Origin of the sequence: Devosia sp. YR412 (assembly GCF_900110945.1) — a bacterium.
Lineage (GTDB): Bacteria > Pseudomonadota > Alphaproteobacteria > Rhizobiales > Devosiaceae > Devosia.
The window spans coordinates 1267141-1289077 of record NZ_FOFL01000001.1 but is presented as its reverse complement, the minus strand read 5'-3'; the positions used below and the strand labels follow the sequence as shown (position 1 = coordinate 1289077).

Sequence of the window (21937 nt, the reverse complement as noted above, 5' to 3'; positions counted from 1 at the left end):
CGATCCACTTATGCGCATGCGACATATAGAAGCGCATATTGTCGGGATTATTCTTCGACTTGCGGTGTTGCAGTCTTTTCCACCAGATCGGCCGGGATAATCATGGTGAACAGCATGCCCTGTTCGCCGGCCGGATCGACCGAGAGAGAGAAGGCATTCACCGCCAACAGCGACCGCGTCAGGGCAAGGCCGATGCTCGAGCGCACCGGCACCATGGCCTGGCCGCTGCGGCTGACGCCATCGCGGAACACCACGAAGCGCTCGGCCATGTCGACGGCATTGTTGGAGCTGTCGCGCACATGCACGGCAATGCTGCCATCGTCGCCACGCTGCGCCGAAATCACCACGCCGCCGCCGGTCGGCGTCTGGTCGATGGCGCTGGCCAGAAGGTTGAGCACGGCCTGGGCCAGCGAGGCGCGATCGGCGGTGACCCGCGGCAGGGTTTCGGAGATCGCATTGCGCACGATGACGCGGGCGCCGCTGGCCTGCTGGCGAATGCGCAACACGCAGCTTTCGAGCAGGCCGGTCAGCTCGATACTGGCGCGCTGCGGCAGGTAACGGCCATCGCGCAGGCGGGCATAGTCGTCCAGCTCATCGACCAGCGCGGCGATTTCCTGGCCGGCCGTGCTGATATCCTGCGCATAGCTCTCGTAACGCTCATCCTGCACCAGACCCGCCTGCGAGCGCAGCATGTCGGCAAAGCCGATGATGGTATTGAGCGGCCGCCGCACGCCGCGACTGATCCGCGCCAGCAGCGCCGGATCGGCATCGCCACTGCTGGCCGGCAGGCGGACGGGTGTCGCCTCGCGGGCCCGCACGAAGCCGAAATAGCCGGTAATGACCCCGGCCTGGCCCTGAGCAAACAGCATGATGTCGGCGATGCCCGATGCGGCACGCAGGGTCAGCACGGGACGTTCCGTCTCGGCAAAGCGGGCCGGACGCTCAAGGAAGGCGCGCAGTTCGGGGCCATCGATGGGGGCAATCAGCGCCGACAATGCCTTGCCTTCGAGCATGCCCTGGTCATTGAGCAGGCTGGCGCTATTGGGCGTGATGCTGCTGATCACGCCGGCGCGAGTGGTTTCGAAAAAGCCATCGCCACGCAGATCGGCAAAGTTGCGAGCAAAGGCGGCCACGGCCGCTTCGTGGCCGGTGCGCACCTCGGTGGTGCTGGCCGATAGCATCAGCGCCGGCTTGCCCTGCCAGGAAATCGACTGCAGTCGCGCGGTGACCGGCACCAAAGTGCCGTCGCGCTGCACCAGGTGATTGACCGGGCCGGCACCCTCGCCATCGGGTCCGGCGGCCGGAAAGACTGCGGCCAAACCGGCAGCGCGCAGGCTTTCCACCGAACCATAACCAACCATTTCGGTAATGGCGCGATTGGCAAACAGCACCTGCTGGTCGCGGAACACCAAGATGCCCAGCGGCAGGCGATTGAGCACCAGCGTTTCGCCACCGAGGTTGATCAGGGCGCCGGTGCGCTGTGGATCAATAGGGGCGGGCACTGCCGGGGCAGCCGGCGCCGGATCGCCGACCCGGTCGGTCAGGATGCGGGCCAGCTCGTCGAAATTATAGCGCGACACGCGCTCGACGGCCTCGGGATCGGCCGGTGGCAGATCAGCAAAGGCCTTGGCCATGCGTTCATTGTTGCTGTCGGCAACTTCCGGCTCGTCGGCCGAAGATTCCACGGGATCGGTCACGCCGTCGAGCGCCACCAGATCGTCCTGATCCGCCTCGGCATCGCTCAGCTCAAGCGGCGGTTCGGCCTCTTCGGGCGCGGGACGATCGTCAGCGCTCTCGGCCAGGGCAGGGGGCTCCGGCTCGGTGACCAGATTAAGCGGCGCGTCATCGGCCTCGGTCAGCGGCGTGAACAGCGCCTCGTCGGCTGCCAGGCGATCGACCAAAAGGCTCAGGCGGCTGGCTGCGGGGGCGTCTTCCGGCTCTGGATCCTGGGCAGGGTGTTCCGGCTCGGTCACCAGCTCCAGCGTCGCAACGCCGTCCGGCTCGGCTTCGCGCCAGTTTTCCAGCTCCTGCGCATAGGTCACCTCTTCGGCGACCTCGGGGCGAGGCGTGTCTTGCGTGTCGATATGTTCGGGCTCGTCCAGCGCATCCTGCGCGGCGGCGATATCATCGACCTGCGGCATGAAGGGTTCGGTGGTCTCCGACTCGATCTGTGTCTCTGTCGCCTGTTCATCGGATGAAGCGTGAGCAGCGTCCACCTCAGCCGGGATAGTCTGCTCGGCCTCCACCACAGGAGGGAGTTCGGTATGTTCGACTGTCTCTTCGACGGTGACGGCGGCGGCGTCCTCTATCACATCCGAATCGTCGCCCGCCGCCGCCAGCACTTCGTCGGCAATCGGATCGACACCGACCACCAGCAGCACGGTCTGGCCGTCCTGCCAGACGAGCGGCGTCGTGGCGCAGGTGCTTGAGGTCGGCTTGTCGCCGGCCAGAAACTGGATGCGGGCCAGGCTGGTGCGGCCGGGCGAGCCAAGGCGGATATTGCGGGCAATCTGGCCCTTGATCGGCACGGCCGGCGGCGCCAGCTTCAGCCCGTGCTTCTTGAGCTTGGCCAGGAACAGCGGTGCAGCGGCGTTTTCCCACAGCAACTGCTGGCCATCCTGCGACCACAGCCAGGCCGGGCGCGAATCCGCGGCATGCTGAAGCACGCGGCGGGCGCTTGGCGATGTGGTCCAGTCGGCATCCATCTAGGCTAGAACTCTCCGGATGCGGGCAAAGCGTACCAATACGGCACAATTTTTGCGGCAATCTTAAGCTTTGTTCAATATAGACTGCGCCGGAACCGGTCCAGTGCAGCCCTCAGCCTAGCCCCAGGCTTCCTCAAGGATGGTTAAGCCGGCTGCGATGACAAATCCGTCATCCACAGGCGAAATCACCGCTTGTCATCTCGAAATTCTCGACCTATGTTCCGCCCGCTTTCGGGACGAGCATTCGGCCATCCCTTGCAGAGCATTTGCCGCCTTAGCTCAGTTGGTTAGAGCGCTAGATTGTGGATCTAGAGGTCCTCGGTTCGATCCCGAGAGGTGGTACCATTCCTTCCCACAGCAGCAACCGTCACCGCGTTACGCGCAGGTAGGACAGGTTTTCGCCGATCTTGGAAAAGGCGGAGGCGAGGTCTGCGCCGGTGGTGGCTTCGAAGGCGTAGGACGAGTCGGTGGCGCAATTGGCCATGATGTCCTTGGCGGCCTGGATGTCGCCGACGTCAAAAGCCACGGTATAGATGCGCACCGGCGGATCGGCGGCCTTCATCGCATCGCACAGCTTCTGCGCCTGGGTGAAGGAATCGCCATTGGCGGGATCACAGTTGATCTTGGTGTTTTCGTCACCGCTGCCGGTGCCGGAAATCTGGCTGATCACGCCGTTGCAATAGGAGGTGTTGAAGGCGCCGTCCGTCATCAGCACCACGGCGCGGATCACGTTTTTTTCGGTCTTGGGCGCGGGCTGGCTGGCTGCCGGCCACGGACCGGAAAAATTGGGCGATACCATATACCAGCCCCAGGCAATGCCGAGGTGACCGGCGGTCGAGCCGACGGCGGGCAGGTCATCCGCCAGCGCATGCAGCACGGTCTTGTTGGAGGTCAACGGCTGGATCACCACATCCGGGCAGGCATTTGCGGCGGTCGGATAGTTGCGGCCGATCAGCGTCGTGGCTGGAGAGGCGTCACTGAGGCCATTGGTGGTGCGCTCCGTCGCGCAGGTGCTGATCTGCTGCAGGCGCCAGCTGGTGTTGGTATTGGTTGAGCTGTAGCGGTTTTGGTAAAGGTAGTACTGACAGCCGGCAGTGACGCAAGCGGCAGTGCCGCCGCTGGTATAGGTGCCGTAATTCTTGCCATTGGTCCTGGCGGTGCCGCTGAGCACAAAGGTATTGGTCGCCACCGCGCCGATCTGCCAGACAAGGAAGCGGTAGTCGTTATTGTCGACCGACTGGTTGTTGATCCAATTATAGGCCGTGCTGTCGCTGGTCGGATACTGGTTGTAGCGGTTGTAGGCATTGATGGCAGAATAGCTGTTCATGCCCCTGACGCCCGAAATATAAACATTGGCACCAGCAGCCAGGCCATGGTTGGCCGACTGCACCACGAGCTCGCAGGTCGAGACCAGGCATTTGGTGACGGTGTAGGGCGTCAGCTTGTTGTAGGAGCCGTAATAGCGGCCATTGACGACATTGCCACTGAGGTCCTTAAGCCGGAACTTGTTGGCATCGACATAGGCCACCTGAAAAATGGTGTTGCCGATCTGGCTCATGCCTTGAAACAGGGGGGTGGGCGAAACATAGATATAGTCGTTGTTGACGAAGCCGTGGTTGTTTGAGGTCACTTCCACGGCGTAGCCGTTGCTGGAGTTCTGCACCACGGCATCGGTGGCCGTCTTGTCTCCACCGGTTGACCAGGTGATCGCGGTAATCGCAGTTGGGGCCTTCACCGCACCGCGTATGGTCGGGGCCCAGGTGCTGCCGACATTGACGCCCATCGAATAGGGCACGATGGCCATCTTGGAATAGCTTGGCGTCTGGGAATCCTTGACCACGAGGTCGATCAGCTGCCCGAGGGCGCGCTCCAGCGCATCAATCTTGGTTTCGGTCTGCCAGCCACTGCCGGCTTTGGGCACAGTGTCATTCATCGAGCCGGTGATATCGACGGCAACCGACACTTCGACATCCATCGAGCCGCGCTTGACCTCGGACTGGATATTGGCGCTAAGCGTCTTCACGCCGACAAGGTTCACGAAGAAGGTATTCACCGTCATGTTGGCGGTGAAATACAGCGAGCCCTGCGTCTTATCGATCACCGTATTGTTGATTACCACAATGCCGGACTGGCCGACGCGGTCATTGACCAGGGCCTGCGCATCGCTCTGGATCTTGGCCTTGTCCGGCGTGGTCACCAGGATACGCGAATGCAGCGCCAGCGCTGCGGCGTCGAGCGCCACCTGGCTGCGGCTGCGGGTCTGCTCCAGTGACACATAGTCGACCACGGCGCCGCCGAGCGCGACCAGCACGATGGCCATCAGCCCGAAAATCACGGCGAAGACGCCGCTTTCGTCACGACCGAAACGGCGGATCAGGGAAGACAGACCATGCATCGAACAGGCACCCATAGCTCACGCGCCCCGCGCTGGAGCCAAGCCTAAACTGCTGGAAAATCCTTAGGAAAGGACAACCACCTTGCTGTGAAGTTTTACGCGTTCGTACAAATCGATCACGTCTGCGTTGGTCATGCGGATGCAGCCTGACGAAACATTCTGCCCGATGCTCCACGGCTCGGTGGTGCCGTGGATGCGATAGAGCGTCGATCCGAGATAAAGCGCCCGCGCGCCGAGCGGATTGTTCGGTCCGCCTTCCATATGCCGCGGCAGCTCTGGCCGGCGCTGCAGCATTTCGGCCGGCGGCGTCCAGCTCGGCCATTCGGCCTTGCGCGTCACCTGATGCGTGCCGCTCCACTCAAAGCCGGATTTGGCGACGCCGATGCCGTAGCGCAGGGCGCGGCCGTCACCCAGCACGAAATATAGAAAATGCGCCCGCGTATCGACCACCAGCGTGCCGCTGCGTTCGCTGGTCGGATATTGCACCACCTGTCGCAGGAACACCGGATTGACCTGGGTATTGGCCTGCAATTGCAGCGCATGGCGCGGCGGATGATTGACCACGGTGATGCCCGGCGGGGGCGCAAAGCGCCAGCCCTGCTGCAGACCCTGCGCCGTCGCCGGCAAGACGCTCGACAGCGCCATCAGCAATGCCAGAAGGCTTGCACCACCCGTTTTGATCCCGACCATGCTCATCCACCTGTGTTTGCCGGATTTCCGGCTTGCGCGGATAGTGCCAGCCAAGGGCCAACACGCCGTGAATCCACATGGTGAAACCATTGATAAGTCTGTTGGTTAGCGCCGCGATAAAGCCTGCGCTAAGCTCGCACTATGTCCATTGAGTCGCCCCCCGACGGTCTGCCGCGCTGCCCTTGGCCGGGCGATGATCCGCTCTATCGCCACTACCACGATCGCGAATGGGGCCGTCCGGTCACTTCCGATACGCGGCTGTTCGAAAAGATCTGCCTCGAAGGCTTCCAGTCCGGGCTGAGCTGGATCACCATTCTGCGCAAGCGCGAACGGTTTCGTACCGTGTTTCATGGCTTCGATATTGCCAAGGTCGCTGCGATGACGGACGCGGACGTCGAAGTCCTGCTGCAGGATGCCGGAATCATCCGCCATCGCGGCAAGATCCTCGCCACCATCAACAACGCGGCGCGCGCTCTCGAACTGCAGGCCGAATTCGGCTCGCTCGCCGCCTATTTCTGGTCGTTCGAGACCAGGCCCGAACATCGCCCGAATGATCTGAGCTGGGCCAGTCTGCGCCAGCTGGCGCAGACCGAGGCTTCGGTGCGGCTCAGCAAGGACCTGCGCAAGCGTGGCTTCAAATTCGTCGGCCCGACGACGTGTTATGCCTTCATGCAGGCCATGGGGCTGGTCAATGACCATATGGATGGGTGCTTCTGTCGTGATGAGGTGGAAGCGGAACGGGCGGCACTGGTGCGGCCGAAGTAGCTGATCTCTCAGTCGACTACCCTCCCCCTTGAGGGGAGGGAAGCGAGATAGGACTTAGCCCTTCGCTAAGTCCGTCATCGAGCAGGAAGGGGGTACCCTTCCGCAGGCACAGCGCCTGTGGCTCACCCCCTCCCTTGATCCCTCCCCCACAGGGGGGGAGGGTGTCGACTGAAATATCTCGGCCCAATGCATCTGTGGCTTCCCGGCCACACCCATCCCCTCCCTGCGTCAACCCGCCACATCTGCGCTTGCGGATCACGGAATCGCGAGCTAGGAATTAGGTGTCCAAAAACGCCAACCCGAGGGAGGCACATCCATGACAGTCATGTTCGTACGCCACCAGGGTCCCAAAATGCGACATACCCGCCAGGCCTGAGCCTCGCCCGTTCGTCGCCCCCGGCACTTCGGTGCCTTGGACACTCTCCCAACCGTGATGTGCTGAAACCGGGTCGCTCTGCGTCCTGATTGTGCTCATCATCACCTGAACCCAACAGAGGCCGGTCCGCGTTTGCGCGCGCCCGGAAACCGTCATGTCTTACGATATCCCTCGTGAGGGCAGCGTCGTGCTGCGCCTTGAATTCTCCATCGCCGATGCCGTGCACCAGCGCGGTCTGCTGTCTGTTCTGGGGGCCGCGATCAGCGCTTGGTGGAACCGTCCGCGGCTGCCCGCCAACATACCCGCCCGCCTGCGGGCCGATATCGGCCTGTCGCCGGTCGCAGACGCTGCCCACTGGCTCGACATCCCAAGCCGTTCCGGCATTCCAGATCCGCTGCGAAGGCCTGGAATGTAAGGATCGGGGAGGCCGGTTTTCCGGTCTCCCCGCCATTGCTCCGTAACCTCAGAAGTCCGGCGCGCCGAACGCCGCTGGGTCCCATCATGACGTTCAATGCACTCGACGAGGGCAGCGCTATGCTGCGCCCCGATTTTCACATCATACGTGCCGTCCATTTGCGCGGCCTGGTCCCGGTTCTGCGCGTCGCCGTGGCGGCATGGTGGGACCGTCCCCGCCTGCCACAAGACCTTTCGCCGCGCCTGCGCGCCGACATGGGCCTGCCGCCGGCCAAGCCAAGCCTGTTCTGGCCGGAGGCGTCGGATAGTCCGCATCTGTCACTGCCCTTGGGGTGGCATGCGATGTAGCGGCTGGGAGGGGCTGATCTCAGGATCGGCCCCTTCATTGCCACCCCCTCGGTGTCATCCCGGCGAAGGCCGGGATCCATCCTGAGATGCAAGGTGCGCAGGATGGTCGTCGGAACCACCTTGCGGCTGCGGCCTGATCTCGAGATGGGCCCCGGCCTTCGCCGGGGTGACACCGTGGATGGGGCTGCCATTGCACCAAACACTCGCCCGCCGCCTGTTGTCTCCATCACCCCGATCCGGTAACAACACCGCGACTTCCAAGGACTGCCAGATGACCGAAAAGACCAAGCTGATCGCCCCGCGCCTGCCGCGCGGCTTCGAGGACCGCACGCCGGGCGAGATCGCCGCTGTCGGCCAGATGATCGACAAGATCAAGGCGGTCTACGAACGCTATGGCTTCGATCCGGTTGAAACGCCGCTGTTCGAGTTCACCGAGACCCTCGGCAAATTCCTGCCCGATACCGACCGGCCCAATGCCGGCGTGTTTTCGCTGCAGGACGACGACGAGCAGTGGATGAGCCTGCGCTACGATCTCACCGCGCCGCTTGCTCGCTATTTCGCCGAAAATTTCGAGACCCTGCCCAAGCCCTATCGCTCCTATCGCCAGGGCTATGTCTTCCGCAACGAAAAGCCCGGCCCGGGCCGTTTCCGCCAGTTCATGCAGTTCGATGCCGACACCGTCGGCGCCGGCGGCCCCGAGGCCGATGCCGAAATGTGCATGATGATGGCTGATGTCATGGATGCACTGGGGCTGCAGGGGCAATATGTCGTCCGGGTCAACAACCGCAAGGTGCTGGATGGTCTGAGGCAGGCGATGGGCATCAGCGACGATGATCAATGGCTTGTCGTCATGAGGTCGATTGATAAGTTTGACAAAATTGGCGCGACAGGGGTCGAGCAGCTGCTTCAGAAGGGTCGATTGGACGAAAGCGGCGACTTTACCAAAGGGGCCGGACTGTCCGAGGTGCAGGCAAAGGCGCTGCTGTTGCTTTTCGCACCCATCACTATGCAAGAAGTTCCGGTCGCTATTGCTACCGAAGACACCAACAAACCGCGTTTTGAGCTTTGGTCATTGGATAAGGTCAATGCGGCTCCCGCCGGGGTCACCCGGGTCGATGAAGTTGCTCAGGCTTCCGCGGCCACGCTTGGCTACATTGCGATGGTGTTTCGTAGCATCGGGTCTCAAGTGGACTCGAATACGAGTGCGTACTACGGCTATAAAGAACTTTACGAAATGGGGCGTCTTTTTCAGGCTGCTGGCTACAACGCCGACCGCATCAAGATCGACCCATCCGTCGTCCGTGGCCTCGAATATTACACCGGCCCCGTCTTCGAAATCGAACTGACCTTTAAGGTGCAGAACGAGAAGGGCCAGGACGTGGTGTTTGGCTCCGTCGGCGGCGGTGGCCGTTATGATGGCCTCGTTTCCCGCTTCCGTCGCGAGCCGGTGCCCGCCACCGGCTTTTCCATCGGCGTCTCGCGCCTTGCCAATGCGCTCAAGCTGACCGGCAAGCTGAATGCGTCCGAACCGGCCGGCCCGGTCGTTGTGCTAGTGATGGATAAGGAACAGATGGCCGGCTACCAGGCCATGGTCGCCGAGCTGCGCCAAGCCGGCATTCGTGCCGAAATGTTCCTGGGCAATACCAAGAATTTCGGCAAGCAGGTCGCCTATGCCGACAAGCGCAATTCGCCCATCGTCATCATCGAAGGCAGCCAGGAACGCGAGCAGGGGATCCTGCAGATCAAGGACCTGATCGCCGGCAAGCAGGCCGCCGCCGCCATCACCGACAATGCCGAATGGAAGGCCGCCCGCCCCGGCCAGTTCGAGATCAAGCGCGACGAGCTCGTTGCTGCCGTCCAGAAACTGCTGAGCGAGCAATGAGCGTCTGTCGTCTCCCCATCCGCGATGTCATCCCGGCGCAGGCCGGGATCCATCTCGAGATCTCTGATCGGCCGCAAGGTAGTGCAGTCACGTCTTGCGATCTGGCGGCATGGGGGGGCATCTCAGGATGGATCCCGGCCTGCGCCGGGATGACAACCCTTGGGTTTGCGATGGAGTGGGCATCATGACCAATGCCGCCTTCCGCCGCACGCAGCTGGATGCCCTTGTCGAAGCGCAGGGCGCCACCCGCGCCACGCCGCCTTTGCTGCTGTCCGCCGATCCCTATTTCGACCTCGCCGGCGAGGAATTCGGCCGTCGTCTGTTGCTGACCACGGACGTCACCGGTGCCGAATATTGCCTGCGGCCGGATTTCACCCTGCCCATCGTCACCGCCTATATCGCCGATGGCGTCGGCGAACCGGCGGCCTTTTCCTACATGGGCCCGATCTTCCGCCAGCGCGACACCGGCCCGGCCGAATTCGACCAGGCCGGCGTGGAACTTCTGGCGCAGCCCGATGGGGATGTGGCGCTCGACCAGGTTCTCACCTTTGCCCGCGCGGCGCTGTCGATCTTCGGCGTGGCGCCGGACATCCGCCTTGGCGGCGTCGGCCTGTTCGAAGCGCTGCTGGTGCAGGCCGATATGCCTGACGCCTGGCGCCCGCGCATCCGCAACCGTTTCGGCCATACCGAGGCGCTCGATCGCCTGCTGACGCGCCTCGAAGCCGCGCCCGACGTGATCCGCGAACAGCAGCCCGGCCGCGACACGCTGGTCGAGAGCGTCACCGAGCAGATGGTCGCGTCCGGCCTCAGCCTCTCCGAGGGCCGTACCCCCGACGAGATCGCCGACCGCTATCTCGAACAGCAGGCGCTCGATGCCGCGCATGTCCCGGCCGCGACACTGAAACTGCTGCGCGACTATCTGGCCATTTCCGGCCCGGTGCTGCAGGCGCTGACCCAGGTCGAGGCGCTGGCCAGCCGGCACCGGCTGATGCTGGGCGCCCCGATCCGCGCCATCCGCCGCCATCTCAATGGCCTGGGCGAAACGCGCGTCAGCTTTGACGCCAGCTTCTCGCCGCGGCTCGACTATTACACCGGCATCGTCTTCGAAATGACCGGCCCCAATGGCGATGTTCTGGCCTCCGGCGGGCAATATGACCGCCTGCTCGAACGCCTCGGCGCCAAGGCCCCGATCGCCGCCTCCGGCTGTTCGGTCTGGGTTGATCGCCTGGAAGCGGAGGTCGCCCCATGAATGGCATTACGCTCGCCGTCCCCTCCAAGGGGCGCCTCGAAGAACTGACCCGCGAATGGTTTGCCTCCAAGGGCCTGACGATCACCAGGCCGGGCGGCGCGCGCTCCTATCTCGGCGCGGTGGAAGGCATGCCGGAAGTCACCGTGCGCTTCTATCCAGCCTCCGAAATCGCCCGCGAGCTGATCCGCGGCAGCATCGATATCGGGGTCACCGGGCTCGACCTGATCCACGAGACCAGCGAAAGTGGCCCGGCTTCGGTGTCCATCGCCAGCAAGCTCGGCTTCGGCAAGGCCGATTGCGTCGTCGCCGTGCCCGAGGCCTGGATCGACGTCACCCATATGCACGACCTGGCCGATGTCGCCTCCGACTTCCGCAGCCGCCACGGCCGCTGGATGCGCATTGCCACCAAATACATCACCGTCACCCGCCAGCATTTCGCCAAGGCGGGCATTGCCGAATATCGGACGGTGGAAAGCCTCGGCGCCACCGAGGCGGCGCCAGCCTCGGGCGTCGCCGATATCGTCGTCGATATCACCACCACCGGCTCGACCCTCGCCGCCAACGGGCTGCGCGTGCTGGAGGATGGCGTGATGCTGCGCAGCGAGGCCTGCTTGATCGTCTCGCGCATGGCGAGTTTTGCGCCCGAGCGTAAGGCGCAGCTCGATGCCGTGCTGGCGCGGCTGGGGACGGTTGCGGGTTTCTAAATATGGAATGGTGGCTGTTCGCGATCCCGGTGCTTATGGTCGGCAGCCTGGCCCTGTTGATCAGCCGCACGCCCCAGGGGCGGATCAATCGCCGCCGCAATGACAGCGGTGACCACGCCTCCGGCGACAGCGGTTCCACGTCCTCGCACCATCACGGCCATCGCGACGGTGATGGCAGCACGGACAGCGCTGACAGTGGTGGGGGCGACGGCGGCGGTGGTGGCGGCGACTGAGAATTGCCAGCGCGCCCGATTCACGGCACAAGCAAGCCATTGGGCCGAGGGGATTTTGTGGCCGACGCGATTGAACTGACCATTCTGATGCCCTGCCTCAACGAGGCCGAAACCCTGGCAACCTGTATCGCCAAGGCGCAGGGTTTTCTCGTCCGTAGCGGCGTCTCGGGCGAAGTGGTGATTGCTGACAACGGTTCCACTGACGGCTCGCAGCAGATCGCCCAGGAGCTCGGCGCCCGCGTCGTGCCGGTTGCCCAGCGCGGCTATGGCGCGGCGATTGCCGGTGGCGTCGAGGCGGCACGCGGCCGCTATGTGATCATGGGCGACGCCGACGACAGCTATGATTTTGCCGATCTCGACGCCTTCGTCGCCGCCTTGCGGGCTGGTGCCGATCTCGTCATGGGCAACCGCTTCCTCGGCGGCATCGCCCCCGGTGCCATGCCCTGGCATCACCGCTATATCGGCAACCCCATCCTCAGCGCCGTCGGTCGCCGCTTCTTCCACACCCCGATCGGCGATTTTCACTGCGGGTTGCGTGGCTTCTCCCGCGCCGCATTCCTCGGGTTGAACCTGCGCACCACCGGCATGGAATTCGCCTCCGAAATGGTGGTCAAGGCGACCCTGGCCCAGCTCGACCTGCGCGAAGTGCCCACCACGCTGGCCAAGGATGGCCGCTCGCGCCCGCCGCATCTGCGCTCGTTCCGCGACGGCTGGCGCCACCTGCGGTTTCTCTTGCTGTTCTCGCCGCGCTGGCTGTTCCTTTATCCCGGCATTGCGCTGCTGGCGGTGGGGCTGGTGGTTGGCGCGGTGCTGCTGCCCGGCCCCTTCACCATTGGCGACGTCTCCTTCGACGTGCACACTTTCCTCGTCGCGGCGCTCTGCATCATCGTCGGCCTGCAGTCGATTTCCTTTGCCATCATCGGCCGGCGCTTTGCCTCGCGCTATGGCTTCATCCCGCGCTCCGGCCATTATGACAAACTGCTCGAAGCGCTGACCCTCGAACGCATCCTGCTCATCGCCGTCACGCTAATGCTGGTCGGCGCGGGCGCGCTGGTCTGGGGCCTCGGCGAATGGGCGTCGCGCGATTTCGGCAACCTCAATCCCAGCACCACCATGCGCCCCGTCATCCTCGCCCTGACGGCGCTGGTCTCGGGCTTCCAGCTGATGATGAGCGGCTTCATGTCCTCCATGATCAACATCCCCATCTACGAACGGCGCATTGCCGAGACGCCGAAAGCCGACTGATGCTTGATCCGCTCATTCTTCTCGCGCTTGCCGCCGTCGGCATGCTGGCTGGTTTCGTCGATGCCGTGGCCGGCGGTGGCGGGCTGATCGGCATTCCGGCGCTGCTGTTTGCCGGCCTGCCGCCCGTCGCGGCCCTGGCCACCAACAAGCTGCAGGGCGTGGTGGGAACAACCATGGCCGCCGTCACCTATTGGCGCCGCGGCTATGTCGATGTGCGCTCGCTGCTACCAGCCATCCTGCTGACCTTCGCCGGCAGCCTCTGTGGTGCAATGATCGTGCGCAAGATCGATACGACGCTGCTGAGCGCTGCCGTGCCCGTGGCGCTGATCGCCATCGCGCTCTACTTTCTCTTCGCGCCCAATCTCAACGACAAAGATCGTCACCCGCGCCTCGGCTTTGCGCGTTTCGTACCGCTGATGGGCATGCTGATCGGCTTTTACGACGGCATTTTCGGGCCGGGCACCGGCTCTTTCATGACCATCGCCTTTGTCACGCTATTCGGTCTCGGCCTGACGCGGGCGACGGGCCACACCAAGGTCCTCAACCTCACCTCGAACCTGGCGGCTTTGGTCATCTTCATTCCGGCCGGCGATGTGGTCTGGCCGGCGGCGATCGCCATGGCGATCGGCCAGATCATGGGTGGCTATATCGGCGCCCGCGCCGGCATCCGCTTCGGCGCCCGCATCATCCGCCCGCTTGTGGTGGTCATCTCCATCGCCTTGGCGCTGAAGCTTTTGTTCTTCAAGTAAGCCCGGCAACCTCGCGCAGCGCGGCATTGATACGGTCCTGCCAGCCCGGACCCTCGTCCTGGAAATGCTCCAGCACGGCGCGGTCGAGCCGTAGCGTCACCATTTCCTTGCCCTCGGGCGGCGTCACCGGCTTGGCCGGTGCAGGGGCTGCCGGCTTGCTCGTCGCACTCTTGAAGGCAGCCTCGGCCTGATCATAGGCACTGCCGCCGCGTCTGGGTGGTCTCATCGAATCCTCGAGGTATTTTCCGGCCAGCCTAATCCGCAACCGGGATAAGAAAAAGGCGCAGTGTTGCCACTGCGCCTTTCTGCAAAGTTCGTGACTGGGAAGAAACGAACTTCGAAGCTTTGGGTCGGACTTCTTAGAAGTCCATGCCACCCATGCCGCCCATGCCGCCGCCGGCGCCCATTGCAGGACCTGCGTCCTTCTTGGGGGCTTCGACGATGAGGGCTTCGGTGGTGATCAGCAGCGAGGCAACCGAAGCGGCGTCCTGGAGAGCATGACGCACAACCTTGACCGGGTCGATCACGCCGAGAGCAACGAGGTCACCATATTCACCGGTGGCAGCGTTGTAGCCAAAGGTCGGCGAGGTGTTCTCGAGGATCTTGCCGACAACGACCGAACCTTCAGCGCCAGCATTGTTGGCGATGGTGCGTACTGGTTCCTGCAGCGCACGACGGACGATGGCAATGCCAGCTTCCTGGTCGGCGTTGGCACCCTTGATGGTCAGGGCGTTGGAAGCGCGCAGCAGAGCCACGCCGCCGCCGGGGACGATGCCTTCTTCAACGGCAGCGCGGGTCGCGTTCAGGGCGTCGTCGACGCGGTCCTTGCGCTCCTTGACTTCGACTTCCGTCGAGCCGCCGACCTTGATCACCGCAACGCCACCAGCCAGCTTGGCCAGACGTTCCTGCAGCTTTTCCTTGTCGTAGTCCGAAGTGGTTTCTTCGATCTGCGCCTTGATCTGGCCAACGCGACCCTGGATGTCTTCGGCAGAGCCGGCGCCATCGACGATCGTGGTGTTTTCCTTGGTGATTTCAACGCGCTTGGCAGTGCCCAGCATGTCGATGGTCACGTTCTCGAGCTTGATGCCGAGTTCTTCGGAAATGACCTGGCCACCGGTCAGGATGGCGATGTCTTCGAGCATGGCCTTGCGGCGATCGCCGAAGCCGGGAGCCTTGACGGCAGCGACCTTGAGGCCGGCGCGCAGACGGTTGACGACGAGGGTCGCGAGAGCCTCACCTTCGATGTCTTCGGCAATGATCAGCAGCGGGCGCTGCGACTGAACAACCGACTCCAGCAATGGCAGGATGGTCTGCAGGTTGCTGAGCTTCTTCTCGTGCAGGAGGATCACGGGATCTTCCAGAACGGCGGTCATCTTCTCGGCATTGGTCACGAAGTAGGGCGACAGGTAGCCGCGGTCGAACTGCATGCCTTCGACGACGTCGAGTTCGGTCTCAGCGGTCTTGGCTTCTTCGACGGTGATGACACCCTCGTTGCCGACCTTCTGCATGGCTTCGGCAATCATCTCGCCGATGGCGGTTTCGCCGTTGGCCGAAATGGTGCCGACCTGGGAGACTTCAGCCGAAGAGGTGATCTTCTTGGCCGATGCCTGCAGCGACTTGACGACTTCCTCGACAGCGAGGTCGATGCCGCGCTTGAGATCCATCGGGTTGAAACCGGCGGCAACAGCCTTGACGCCTTCGACGACGATGGCCTGGCCGAGCACGGTTGCGGTGGTGGTGCCGTCGCCGGCAACATCATTGGTCTTGGAAGCGACCGAACGCAGCAGCTGGGCGCCGAGGTTTTCGAACTTGTCTTCGAGTTCGATTTCCTTGGCAACCGACACGCCGTCCTTGGTGATGCGCGGAGCACCAAAGGACTTTTCGATCACGACGTTACGGCCCTTGGGGCCGAGGGTCACCTTGACCGCATTGGCCAGGATGTTGACGCCGCGCAGCATCTTGTCGCGTGCGTCGGTGGAGAACTTTACTTCTTTAGCGGCCATGAGGGGCGCTCCTTAAAGAGAGTGAATGGGAGAAAGACAAAGGGCAGAAGCCACGGTCCGATCGATCTTCAGCTGATGCTGGTCTGCAAATGCCGCTTTCTGCGCTTCCGGTGCTCACGTACTCAAACGTACGCTGCGCTCCGGTTCTCGAAATCGACATTTTCGACTCAGCCTGAGCTGAATCTCTTCCGGCCCTTAGACTTCGACGATGCCCATGATGTCGGATTCCTTCATGATCAGCAGATCTTCGCCGTCGAGCTTCACTTCCGTGCCGCTCCACTTGCCGAACAGCACGCGATCGCCGGCCTTGACGTCGAGTGCGTTGATCTTGCCAGCGTCGTCACGGGCGCCGGGGCCAACCGAAACGATCACGCCCTCGGAGGGCTTTTCCTTGGCGGTGTCTGGGATGATGATCCCGCCCTTGGTCTTTTCTTCGCTGTCGAGGCGACGGACGACCACGCGGTCGTGCAGAGGACGAAAGCCCATGTTTAGCTCCTATGGCAGCATATCAAATGCAATTTTGGCACTATTAGCACTCGCCATTGTAGAGTGCTAACAGGGTGACGGGGATATATGGCTGGGGCCGTGCGGAGTCAAGGTTCGGTGAACCCGCTTTCTTCTCGCGCGTTGTGTTCCCACACCGACAAATCACGAGAATGGCAGGCCAACATGACGCGTCAATGTCTGGACAAGGATATCAAGATCACCCCGGCCAAGGGCCGGGTGCATGTGCTGTTCGACGATGCCGAAATAGGCTCGTCGTTGAATGCGCTTGAACTGGATGAGCCGGGCGCGCCGCTGCGCATCTATATTCCGCGCGCCGATATCCGCGAGGATGTGCTCGAACTTTCCGAAACCCGCACCACCTGCCCCTATAAGGGCGAGGCCCATTACTACAATCTTAAGACGCTGACGGCAGATGGTCCTGACCAAGTCTGGTATTATCCCGACCCATGCCCGCTGGTGGAGCCTATCCGCGATCACCTGGCCTTCTGGGGTGACCGGATCGAGTACAAGACGTCGGAAGTCTAGCAACGAAAAGAGCCCGCATCATGCGGGCTCTGCCATTTCGGGACGTCGGAGCGATCAGTTCCTGAGGAAGTCGATCAACTCGGCGTTGAATTCTTCGGCATGGCTGGCATTGAAGCCGTGCGGCGCGTCCTTGACCACTACCAGCTTGCTGCTCGCGATCGCCTGATGCGTCCGCTGGCCCGATCCTTCGAGCGGCACGATGCCGTCGGAATCGCCGTGAATGACCAGGGTTGGCACCGTGACCTTCTTGAGGTCATCGCGGAAATCAGTGGTGCCGAAGGCCTTCATGCAGCCCAGCGCCGCGGTCTGGTCGGACTGCTGGCACAGCGCGATGGCCTTTTGCCGGTCCGCCTCGGAGACTTTCAACACGCCCTTGGCCGAGAAAAAGTCCTTGGTGAACTGATCGAAGAAAGCCGCGCGATCAGCCTTGAGACCCGCTTCCATCTCGCCTGCCTTTTCCTTCGTCAACGGCCCCTCTGGATTGTCCGGCCCCTGCATCAGATAGGGCGGCACGGCGCCGGCAAACACCACCGAATGCAGCCGGTCTTCGCCGTGATCGGCGATATAGCGGGCGACTTCGCCGCCGCCCATCGAAAAGCCGACCAGGGTGACATCCTTCAGGTCGAGGTCCTTGATGATGTCGGAGAGGTCATTGGCCAGCGTCTTGTAGTCGAAGCCATCTTGCGGTTTTTCCGACTGGCCAAAGCCGCGGCGGTCATAGGTGATGACGCGATAGCCGGCTTGCGACAGAGCCGGCACCTGCTTTTCCCAGGCCTTGCCGGACAGCGGCCAGCCGTGGATCAGGATGACCGGACGACCGGTGCCGCCGGTGTCTTCGACATGCAGGGCTATTGATTGAGCCACGACAATTCTCCTTGTTCTTGATGCAGGGCCAACGACGTGGTCTGACATCTGTTCCGGCTGGTCTGATCAATTGCGGGATTGTGAACTTGCGGGCGGCGAGGCGTTTTGTGGAAACTTCCCCCTTCCACCGGGCGCCAAGCTGCGCCATAAGGCACCTATGACCCAGGACAACACTCTTCAGATCAAGCTGCGCCTCAAAGGCGGCAGTGGCCCGAATGCCAACTGGCATTGGGAAATCCATGACGCCAGCGGCAAGGTCGTCAAGACCGGTTCGGCCGTCGGCCCCGAGCACAAGGCCTTTGCCACGGCACGTATCGCCAAGGAAAAGCTGGAGCAATCCCCCGGCAAGTAATTGCCGGCGACCGACGAGACTGCCTTGACCACTCCCGCACCAGCCGCCCAGACCAGCCCCACACCGTTCCGGGGCGGGCCGCTCTACGGGATCACGCTCAAGGTGGTGTCGGTCATTTCCTTCGTGATCATGGCCAGCCTGCTCAAGGCCACCGACACGGTGCCGGCCGGGCAGCTCGTCTTCTTCCGCTGCTTTTTCGCTTTGTTGCCCGTGGCCATCTGGCTGCTGTGGCGCGGGCAATTACGCTCGGCGCTGCACACCAAGCGGCCGCTCGGCCACGTCATCCGCGCCATGGTCGGTGCCACCTCCATGGGCTTGGGCTTTTTCGCCCTGACGCGCCTGCCGCTGCCCGAAGCCACCGCCATTGGCTATGCCGCGCCTTTGCTCATCGTCATTTTCAGTACGATCCTGCTCAAGGAGCGGGTGCATGTGTTTCGCTGGACGGCGGTGCTGATTGGCCTTGTCGGCGTGGTGATCATCCTCTGGCCGCGCCTCACGCTCTTTACCAGCGGCCAGCCGCTGGGCGATCGCGAGGCGATCGGCGCCATTGCCGCCTTTGGTGGCGCTGTGGTCACCGCCTTTGCGCTGATGCAGGTGCATAACCTCACCCGCACCGAGCGCACCGAGGCCATTGTCGTCTATTTCTTCATCATCGCCAGCCTGCTGTCGCTGCTGACCATTCCCTTTGGCTGGATATTGCCGACGCCCCAGCAGGCCATGCTGATGGTCGGAGCGGGCTTTGCCGGCGGCGTCGGCCAGCTGATGATGACCTCGTCCTATCGCTATGCCGACATGTCGGTCATAGCGCCCTTCGAATATGTCTCGCTGCTGCTGACGCTGATCATCGGCTTTGCCGTCTTCGGCGATATCCCGACGCTGACCATGGTGTTTGGCGCGTTGATCATCGTCGGCTCCGGCATCGTAGTGATCCTGCGCGAGCACTATCTCGGGCTGGACCGCGTCAAGGCCCGCGAGGCGAACACGCCTTAGCTGGCGACAGCCATCTCCGACCAACCCTGGCGCTTGCGATAGATGGTGGAAGGACTGATTTCCAGCGCCGCAGCCGCCAGGGACACATTGCCGCCGAAGCTGGCGATGGCGTCTTCGATGATGCGCTGTTCCTGCTGCCACATCGGCAGGATTGCCTGGCGGCGTTCGCCACGCGGCATCGGTTCGGGGGCAGGGGCGAGGCCCTGCGATTCGATATCGGCGGCGCGCAGCATCGGCATGGTGATCTCGGCGCCGTCGCACATCACGACCAGGCGCCGCACCAGGTTTTGCAATTGCCGCACATTGCCCGGCCATTCCGCCGACGTCAGCAGCGCCGCCACATCCGGGGCGAAGCCTGTAAAGCTCTTGCGCTCTTCGGCTGAATAGCGCGCGAGGAAATGCCGGGCCAGCACCATGATATCGCTCGGGCGCTGGCGCAGCGGCGGCAGGTGGATCGGCAGCACATGCAGGCGATAGAACAGGTCTTCGCGGAATTTCTTCTCGGAAATCAACTGCATCGGATTGCGGTTGGTGGCGCAGATGACGCGCACATCGACCTGCCGCACGCCCGCCTCGCCAACCCGGCTCAGGGTGCCGGTCTGGAGGAACCGCAGCAGCTTGCTCTGCAGCGACAGGTCCATCTCGCCGATTTCGTCGAGGAACAGCGTGCCGCCATCGGCCAGCTCGGCCGCGCCCTTGCGGTCTTCATGCGCGCCGGTAAAGGCGCCGCGCGCCACGCCGAACAATTCGCTTTCCATCAGGTCGCGTGGAATCGCCGCGCAATTGATGGCCACCAGACGCTTGCCCATGCGCGGGCCCTTGGCATGCAGCGCTTCGGCGCAGACATCCTTGCCGGTGCCGCTTTCGCCGGTGATGAACACCGGGGCCGACGATGTGGAAATGCGGCCGATCTGTTCGTAGACGAACTGCATGGCGCTGGAGGAGCCAATAAAGCCGGCAAAATCGCTGAGGCCTTCGCTCTGCGGCTCGATGCTGAGCGCCCTAGCCTTGCCGTGGCGCTGCGCCAATTCGCTGATCCGCGCTGCCATTGCCGGACCGCTCAGCGGCTTGGTGACATAGTCATGCGCCCCGGCCCGCATGGCGCCAACGGCTGCGGATACCGATGCGCCATCGGACAGCGCCACAACCAGCGCTCCATCGGCCAGCCGCACCAGCCGCGCCACGGCATCGTCGCTGCGATCGCTGAGATCGCGCAGGCTCTGCAAATCGGCGAGAATGATATCGTAACCGCCATCGCGCAGCAGTTCTGCCGCCGGCCGACCGCCCGAAACCACGGTGATGCGCAGGCTGCCGCCAAGGCTTTGCCCCAGCGTTTCGCTCACCAGTTGCGCACTGGCGTCATCGGCATCGACAAGCAATAGCCGACCAAAGGGTTCGCCATTGCTTCGATTGTGCATCGCCATGCAGCCGCGTCCTCGTCTTCAAGTCATATAACCGGTCCACAGCCGCTCCCGCTGCTGTCCCGTCCGCCCATTAGGTCACCAACAGGGTAAACAATCCGTTCCAAACCGTCGCATTCTGCATCGAACGCCTGTTTGGCTGGTGCAATTAGCCATGGGACAGCGCGGCTTGCGCGCTTTTGTGTGCCCTTGCGCAATGCTAAGAGGATTGGGCCGAATCCCGGCACCAGAGATGGGTTTGAGGTCCGCCCCGTGCAGGCATTGGTCTACACGTTCATTGCCCTTGCAGCGACCGCCATTGGCGCCGTCGCCTATTTCGGGCTGACCTTCACCCCGGCCGAGGCGATCCTCGCCGCCGTGGTCTTCGGCTGCGTCTGCGTCGTGCTGATGGAGCGCACCCTGCGCCAGCGCGCCGAGAATCGCCTGGAAAAGGCCATCGAAGATCTGTCGCGCCTGCTCGCCACCGATGCCCAGGCGGGTGCTGTATTGGGCCAGCGCATCAATGCCATGGCCGATATCAATGCCGACCAGCGCCTCGAAGGCGTCGAGGCCGATATTTCCGTGCTCGGCACGGTGATCCGCCAGGTCGCCGAGGCCGTCGCCGATATCGAGGATCGTGCCAAGGCCAGCCAGTCTACCGGCCGCGACCGCATGATCGCCGCCGCACCGCCGCCAATGATGCGCGAGCCCGAACCCAGCATTCCGCTGGAGCTGCTGCGCCAGGGCATCGACGATGGCCGGCTGATCTATCACATCCAGCCGGTCGTGACCCTGCCGCAGCGCCGGCCGCAGGGCTATGACCTGGTGCCGCGCCTGCGCATGGAAGACGGCGACCTGGCCGATCGCGGCGATTTCATGCCGCGTCGCGGCGGCGAGGACCTGCTGCGCCAGATCGAAGGCGTCGGCATGGTCGAGGCAATCACCATTTCGCGCCGCGCCCGCACCTCTGGCCAGCCGATCACCCTCTATGTGCCGCTGTCGCGCGCCACGCTGGGCGATTCCTCGGCCTCCGAACAGCTGATCGTCTCGCTCGAAGCCAATCGCGCCATCGCGCCGGGCCTGATCTTTGCCATTTCCGAACATGACTGGCAGGGGCTGACCACCGGGGAGCGGGCCATTGCCGATGCCATGGTCAAGAAGGGCGCCGGCTTCTCGGTGACCAATGTGCGCTCGCTGCGCGTCGATGTCGCCGAAATGGCGGCGCAGGGCGTGCGCTCGCTGCGCATCGATGCCAGCCATTTCATCGCCGAACCGCAGGCCTTCACCGATTTCCACGCTTCCGATATCGCCAATTACATCGCCCGCTTCGACATCAAGCTTTTGGCCACCAACATCACCAATGAGCGCCAGATCGTCGAATTGCTCGAAGACGGCATCGTGCTGGTGCAGGGCCCCCATATCGCCGCGCCGGGCCCGGTTCGTGCCGATCTCGTGGTCGAAAGTGGCCGCGCCGCACCGCAATTGCGCCGGGCGGAATACTAGGGCTGCGGCGGTTTCCCCTTGATCCCGAGGGGCAGACT

The 21937-nt window shown here is 63.2% G+C and carries 21 protein-coding genes and 1 tRNA gene; 14 read left to right on the top strand and 8 right to left on the bottom strand.

Annotated features, from left to right (window positions below; translation table 11 throughout):
- Window positions 1-47: 47 nt before the first annotated feature.
- Window positions 48-2705 (bottom strand): sensor histidine kinase, encoded by a 2658-nt coding sequence (locus BM045_RS06180; RefSeq protein WP_092180625.1) that lies wholly within the window; start codon window positions 2703-2705, stop codon window positions 48-50.
- 268 nt (window positions 2706-2973) lie between these two features.
- On the opposite strand from BM045_RS06180, the gene BM045_RS06175 reads away from it, so the two are divergent.
- Window positions 2974-3050 (top strand) — tRNA-His (locus tag BM045_RS06175).
- A gap of 22 nt (window positions 3051-3072) precedes the next feature.
- Here BM045_RS06175 and BM045_RS06170 read toward each other — a convergent pair.
- Together BM045_RS06170 and BM045_RS06165 are read right to left on the bottom strand one after the other, a co-directional pair.
- Entirely contained in the window at window positions 3073-5100 is a 2028-nt protein-coding gene (locus BM045_RS06170) for a TadE/TadG family type IV pilus assembly protein (protein ID WP_170848398.1), read from the bottom strand.
- 63 nt (window positions 5101-5163) lie between these two features.
- On the bottom strand, window positions 5164-5790 hold the full coding sequence (locus tag BM045_RS06165) for a L,D-transpeptidase (protein ID WP_244522892.1): 627 nt from the start codon (window positions 5788-5790) through the stop codon (window positions 5164-5166).
- Between the two features lie 141 nt (window positions 5791-5931).
- Here BM045_RS06165 and BM045_RS06160 point away from each other — a divergent pair, with 141 nt between their 5' ends.
- The 9 genes from BM045_RS06160 to BM045_RS06115 all read left to right on the top strand — a co-directional run bounded on the left by BM045_RS06160 (window position 5932) and on the right by BM045_RS06115 (window position 13755).
- Entirely contained in the window at window positions 5932-6555 is a 624-nt protein-coding gene (locus BM045_RS06160; protein WP_092180617.1) for a DNA-3-methyladenine glycosylase I, read from the top strand.
- A 530-nt stretch (window positions 6556-7085) separates the two neighbouring features.
- Window positions 7086-7346 carry a hypothetical protein gene (locus BM045_RS06150; protein ID WP_092180613.1) on the top strand — a complete coding sequence of 87 codons (261 nt, stop codon included), beginning with the start codon at window positions 7086-7088 and terminating at the stop codon, window positions 7344-7346.
- Window positions 7347-7432: 86 nt separating this feature from the next.
- Window positions 7433-7693 carry a hypothetical protein gene (locus tag BM045_RS06145; RefSeq protein WP_092180610.1) on the top strand — a complete coding sequence of 87 codons (261 nt, stop codon included), beginning with the start codon at window positions 7433-7435 and terminating at the stop codon, window positions 7691-7693.
- Window positions 7694-7964: 271 nt separating this feature from the next.
- A complete protein-coding gene (locus BM045_RS06140) occupies window positions 7965-9575 on the top strand; it encodes a histidine--tRNA ligase (protein ID WP_092180607.1) in 1611 nt (536 codons plus the stop codon).
- A gap of 184 nt (window positions 9576-9759) precedes the next feature.
- On the top strand, window positions 9760-10824 hold the full coding sequence (locus BM045_RS06135) for an ATP phosphoribosyltransferase regulatory subunit (protein WP_170848397.1): 1065 nt from the start codon (window positions 9760-9762) through the stop codon (window positions 10822-10824).
- The gene (gene hisG / locus BM045_RS06130) at window positions 10821-11528 is read left to right on the top strand and encodes an ATP phosphoribosyltransferase (protein ID WP_092180601.1); all 708 of its coding nucleotides are present in this window, start codon (window positions 10821-10823) and stop codon (window positions 11526-11528) included. The genes BM045_RS06135 and hisG overlap by 4 nt, the downstream gene beginning before the upstream one ends.
- Window positions 11529-11530: 2 nt before the next feature.
- Window positions 11531-11761, top strand: a complete 231-nt coding sequence (locus BM045_RS06125) for a hypothetical protein (protein WP_092180598.1) — start codon at window positions 11531-11533, stop codon at window positions 11759-11761.
- 57 nt (window positions 11762-11818) lie between these two features.
- Entirely contained in the window at window positions 11819-13006 is a 1188-nt protein-coding gene (locus BM045_RS06120) for a glycosyltransferase family 2 protein (protein ID WP_210184981.1), read from the top strand.
- Window positions 13006-13755, top strand: a complete 750-nt coding sequence (locus tag BM045_RS06115; RefSeq protein ID WP_092180595.1) for a TSUP family transporter — start codon at window positions 13006-13008, stop codon at window positions 13753-13755. The genes BM045_RS06120 and BM045_RS06115 overlap by 1 nt, the downstream gene beginning before the upstream one ends.
- Here BM045_RS06115 and BM045_RS06110 read toward each other — a convergent pair.
- The 3 genes from BM045_RS06110 to BM045_RS06100 form a co-directional block, all read right to left on the bottom strand.
- Window positions 13748-13981: a BrnA antitoxin family protein gene (locus tag BM045_RS06110; protein ID WP_092180592.1), complete on the bottom strand. Its 234-nt coding sequence runs from the start codon at window positions 13979-13981 to the stop codon at window positions 13748-13750. The genes BM045_RS06115 and BM045_RS06110 overlap by 8 nt on opposite strands.
- 133 nt (window positions 13982-14114) lie before the next feature.
- A complete protein-coding gene (gene groL / locus BM045_RS06105; protein WP_092180589.1) occupies window positions 14115-15758 on the bottom strand; it encodes a chaperonin GroEL in 1644 nt (547 codons plus the stop codon).
- A gap of 195 nt (window positions 15759-15953) precedes the next feature.
- Complete coding sequence (locus BM045_RS06100) at window positions 15954-16244, bottom strand: co-chaperone GroES (RefSeq protein WP_092180587.1); 291 nt, start codon at window positions 16242-16244, stop codon at window positions 15954-15956.
- 183 nt (window positions 16245-16427) lie between these two features.
- Between BM045_RS06100 and BM045_RS06095 the strand changes: the two genes are divergently transcribed.
- Window positions 16428-16790, top strand: a complete 363-nt coding sequence (locus tag BM045_RS06095; protein WP_170848396.1) for a DUF427 domain-containing protein — start codon at window positions 16428-16430, stop codon at window positions 16788-16790.
- 54 nt (window positions 16791-16844) lie between these two features.
- Here the strand turns inward: BM045_RS06095 and BM045_RS06090 are convergent, their stop codons facing one another.
- Window positions 16845-17654, bottom strand: coding sequence for an alpha/beta fold hydrolase (locus tag BM045_RS06090; RefSeq protein WP_244522891.1), 810 nt, complete (start codon window positions 17652-17654; stop codon window positions 16845-16847).
- A gap of 157 nt (window positions 17655-17811) precedes the next feature.
- On the opposite strand from BM045_RS06090, the gene BM045_RS06085 reads away from it, so the two are divergent.
- Both BM045_RS06085 and BM045_RS06080 read left to right on the top strand, forming a co-directional pair.
- On the top strand, window positions 17812-18006 hold the full coding sequence (locus BM045_RS06085) for a hypothetical protein (RefSeq protein WP_092180579.1): 195 nt from the start codon (window positions 17812-17814) through the stop codon (window positions 18004-18006).
- 24 nt (window positions 18007-18030) lie between these two features.
- Complete coding sequence (locus BM045_RS06080; RefSeq protein WP_244522890.1) at window positions 18031-18996, top strand: DMT family transporter; 966 nt, start codon at window positions 18031-18033, stop codon at window positions 18994-18996.
- Here BM045_RS06080 and BM045_RS06075 read toward each other — a convergent pair.
- Window positions 18993-20420, bottom strand: coding sequence for a sigma-54-dependent transcriptional regulator (locus BM045_RS06075; RefSeq protein WP_244522889.1), 1428 nt, complete (start codon window positions 20418-20420; stop codon window positions 18993-18995). The two genes, BM045_RS06080 and BM045_RS06075, sit on opposite strands and share 4 nt — an antisense overlap.
- A gap of 249 nt (window positions 20421-20669) precedes the next feature.
- Between BM045_RS06075 and BM045_RS06070 the strand changes: the two genes are divergently transcribed.
- Window positions 20670-21899 carry an EAL domain-containing protein gene (locus BM045_RS06070; RefSeq protein ID WP_139198724.1) on the top strand — a complete coding sequence of 410 codons (1230 nt, stop codon included), beginning with the start codon at window positions 20670-20672 and terminating at the stop codon, window positions 21897-21899.
- The last annotated feature ends 38 nt before the right edge of the window (window positions 21900-21937 follow it).

Coding starts and splice junctions, on each gene's coding strand:
- BM045_RS06075 (WP_244522889.1), bottom strand. CDS start 20,420: ATGGCGATGCACAATCGAAGCAATGGCGAACCCTTTGGTCGGCTATTG.
- BM045_RS06180 (WP_092180625.1), bottom strand. CDS start 2,705: ATGGATGCCGACTGGACCACATCGCCAAGCGCCCGCCGCGTGCTTCAG.
- BM045_RS06135 (WP_170848397.1), top strand. CDS start 9,760: ATGACCAATGCCGCCTTCCGCCGCACGCAGCTGGATGCCCTTGTCGAA.
- BM045_RS06125 (WP_092180598.1), top strand. CDS start 11,531: ATGGAATGGTGGCTGTTCGCGATCCCGGTGCTTATGGTCGGCAGCCTG.
- BM045_RS06085 (WP_092180579.1), top strand. CDS start 17,812: ATGACCCAGGACAACACTCTTCAGATCAAGCTGCGCCTCAAAGGCGGC.
- BM045_RS06140 (WP_092180607.1), top strand. CDS start 7,965: ATGACCGAAAAGACCAAGCTGATCGCCCCGCGCCTGCCGCGCGGCTTC.
- BM045_RS06160 (WP_092180617.1), top strand. CDS start 5,932: ATGTCCATTGAGTCGCCCCCCGACGGTCTGCCGCGCTGCCCTTGGCCG.
- BM045_RS06110 (WP_092180592.1), bottom strand. CDS start 13,981: ATGAGACCACCCAGACGCGGCGGCAGTGCCTATGATCAGGCCGAGGCT.
- BM045_RS06115 (WP_092180595.1), top strand. CDS start 13,006: ATGCTTGATCCGCTCATTCTTCTCGCGCTTGCCGCCGTCGGCATGCTG.
- BM045_RS06145 (WP_092180610.1), top strand. CDS start 7,433: ATGACGTTCAATGCACTCGACGAGGGCAGCGCTATGCTGCGCCCCGAT.
- BM045_RS06100 (WP_092180587.1), bottom strand. CDS start 16,244: ATGGGCTTTCGTCCTCTGCACGACCGCGTGGTCGTCCGTCGCCTCGAC.
- BM045_RS06170 (WP_170848398.1), bottom strand. CDS start 5,100: ATGCATGGTCTGTCTTCCCTGATCCGCCGTTTCGGTCGTGACGAAAGC.
- BM045_RS06095 (WP_170848396.1), top strand. CDS start 16,428: ATGACGCGTCAATGTCTGGACAAGGATATCAAGATCACCCCGGCCAAG.
- BM045_RS06150 (WP_092180613.1), top strand. CDS start 7,086: ATGTCTTACGATATCCCTCGTGAGGGCAGCGTCGTGCTGCGCCTTGAA.
- BM045_RS06165 (WP_244522892.1), bottom strand. CDS start 5,790: ATGGTCGGGATCAAAACGGGTGGTGCAAGCCTTCTGGCATTGCTGATG.
- groL (WP_092180589.1), bottom strand. CDS start 15,758: ATGGCCGCTAAAGAAGTAAAGTTCTCCACCGACGCACGCGACAAGATG.
- hisG (WP_092180601.1), top strand. CDS start 10,821: ATGAATGGCATTACGCTCGCCGTCCCCTCCAAGGGGCGCCTCGAAGAA.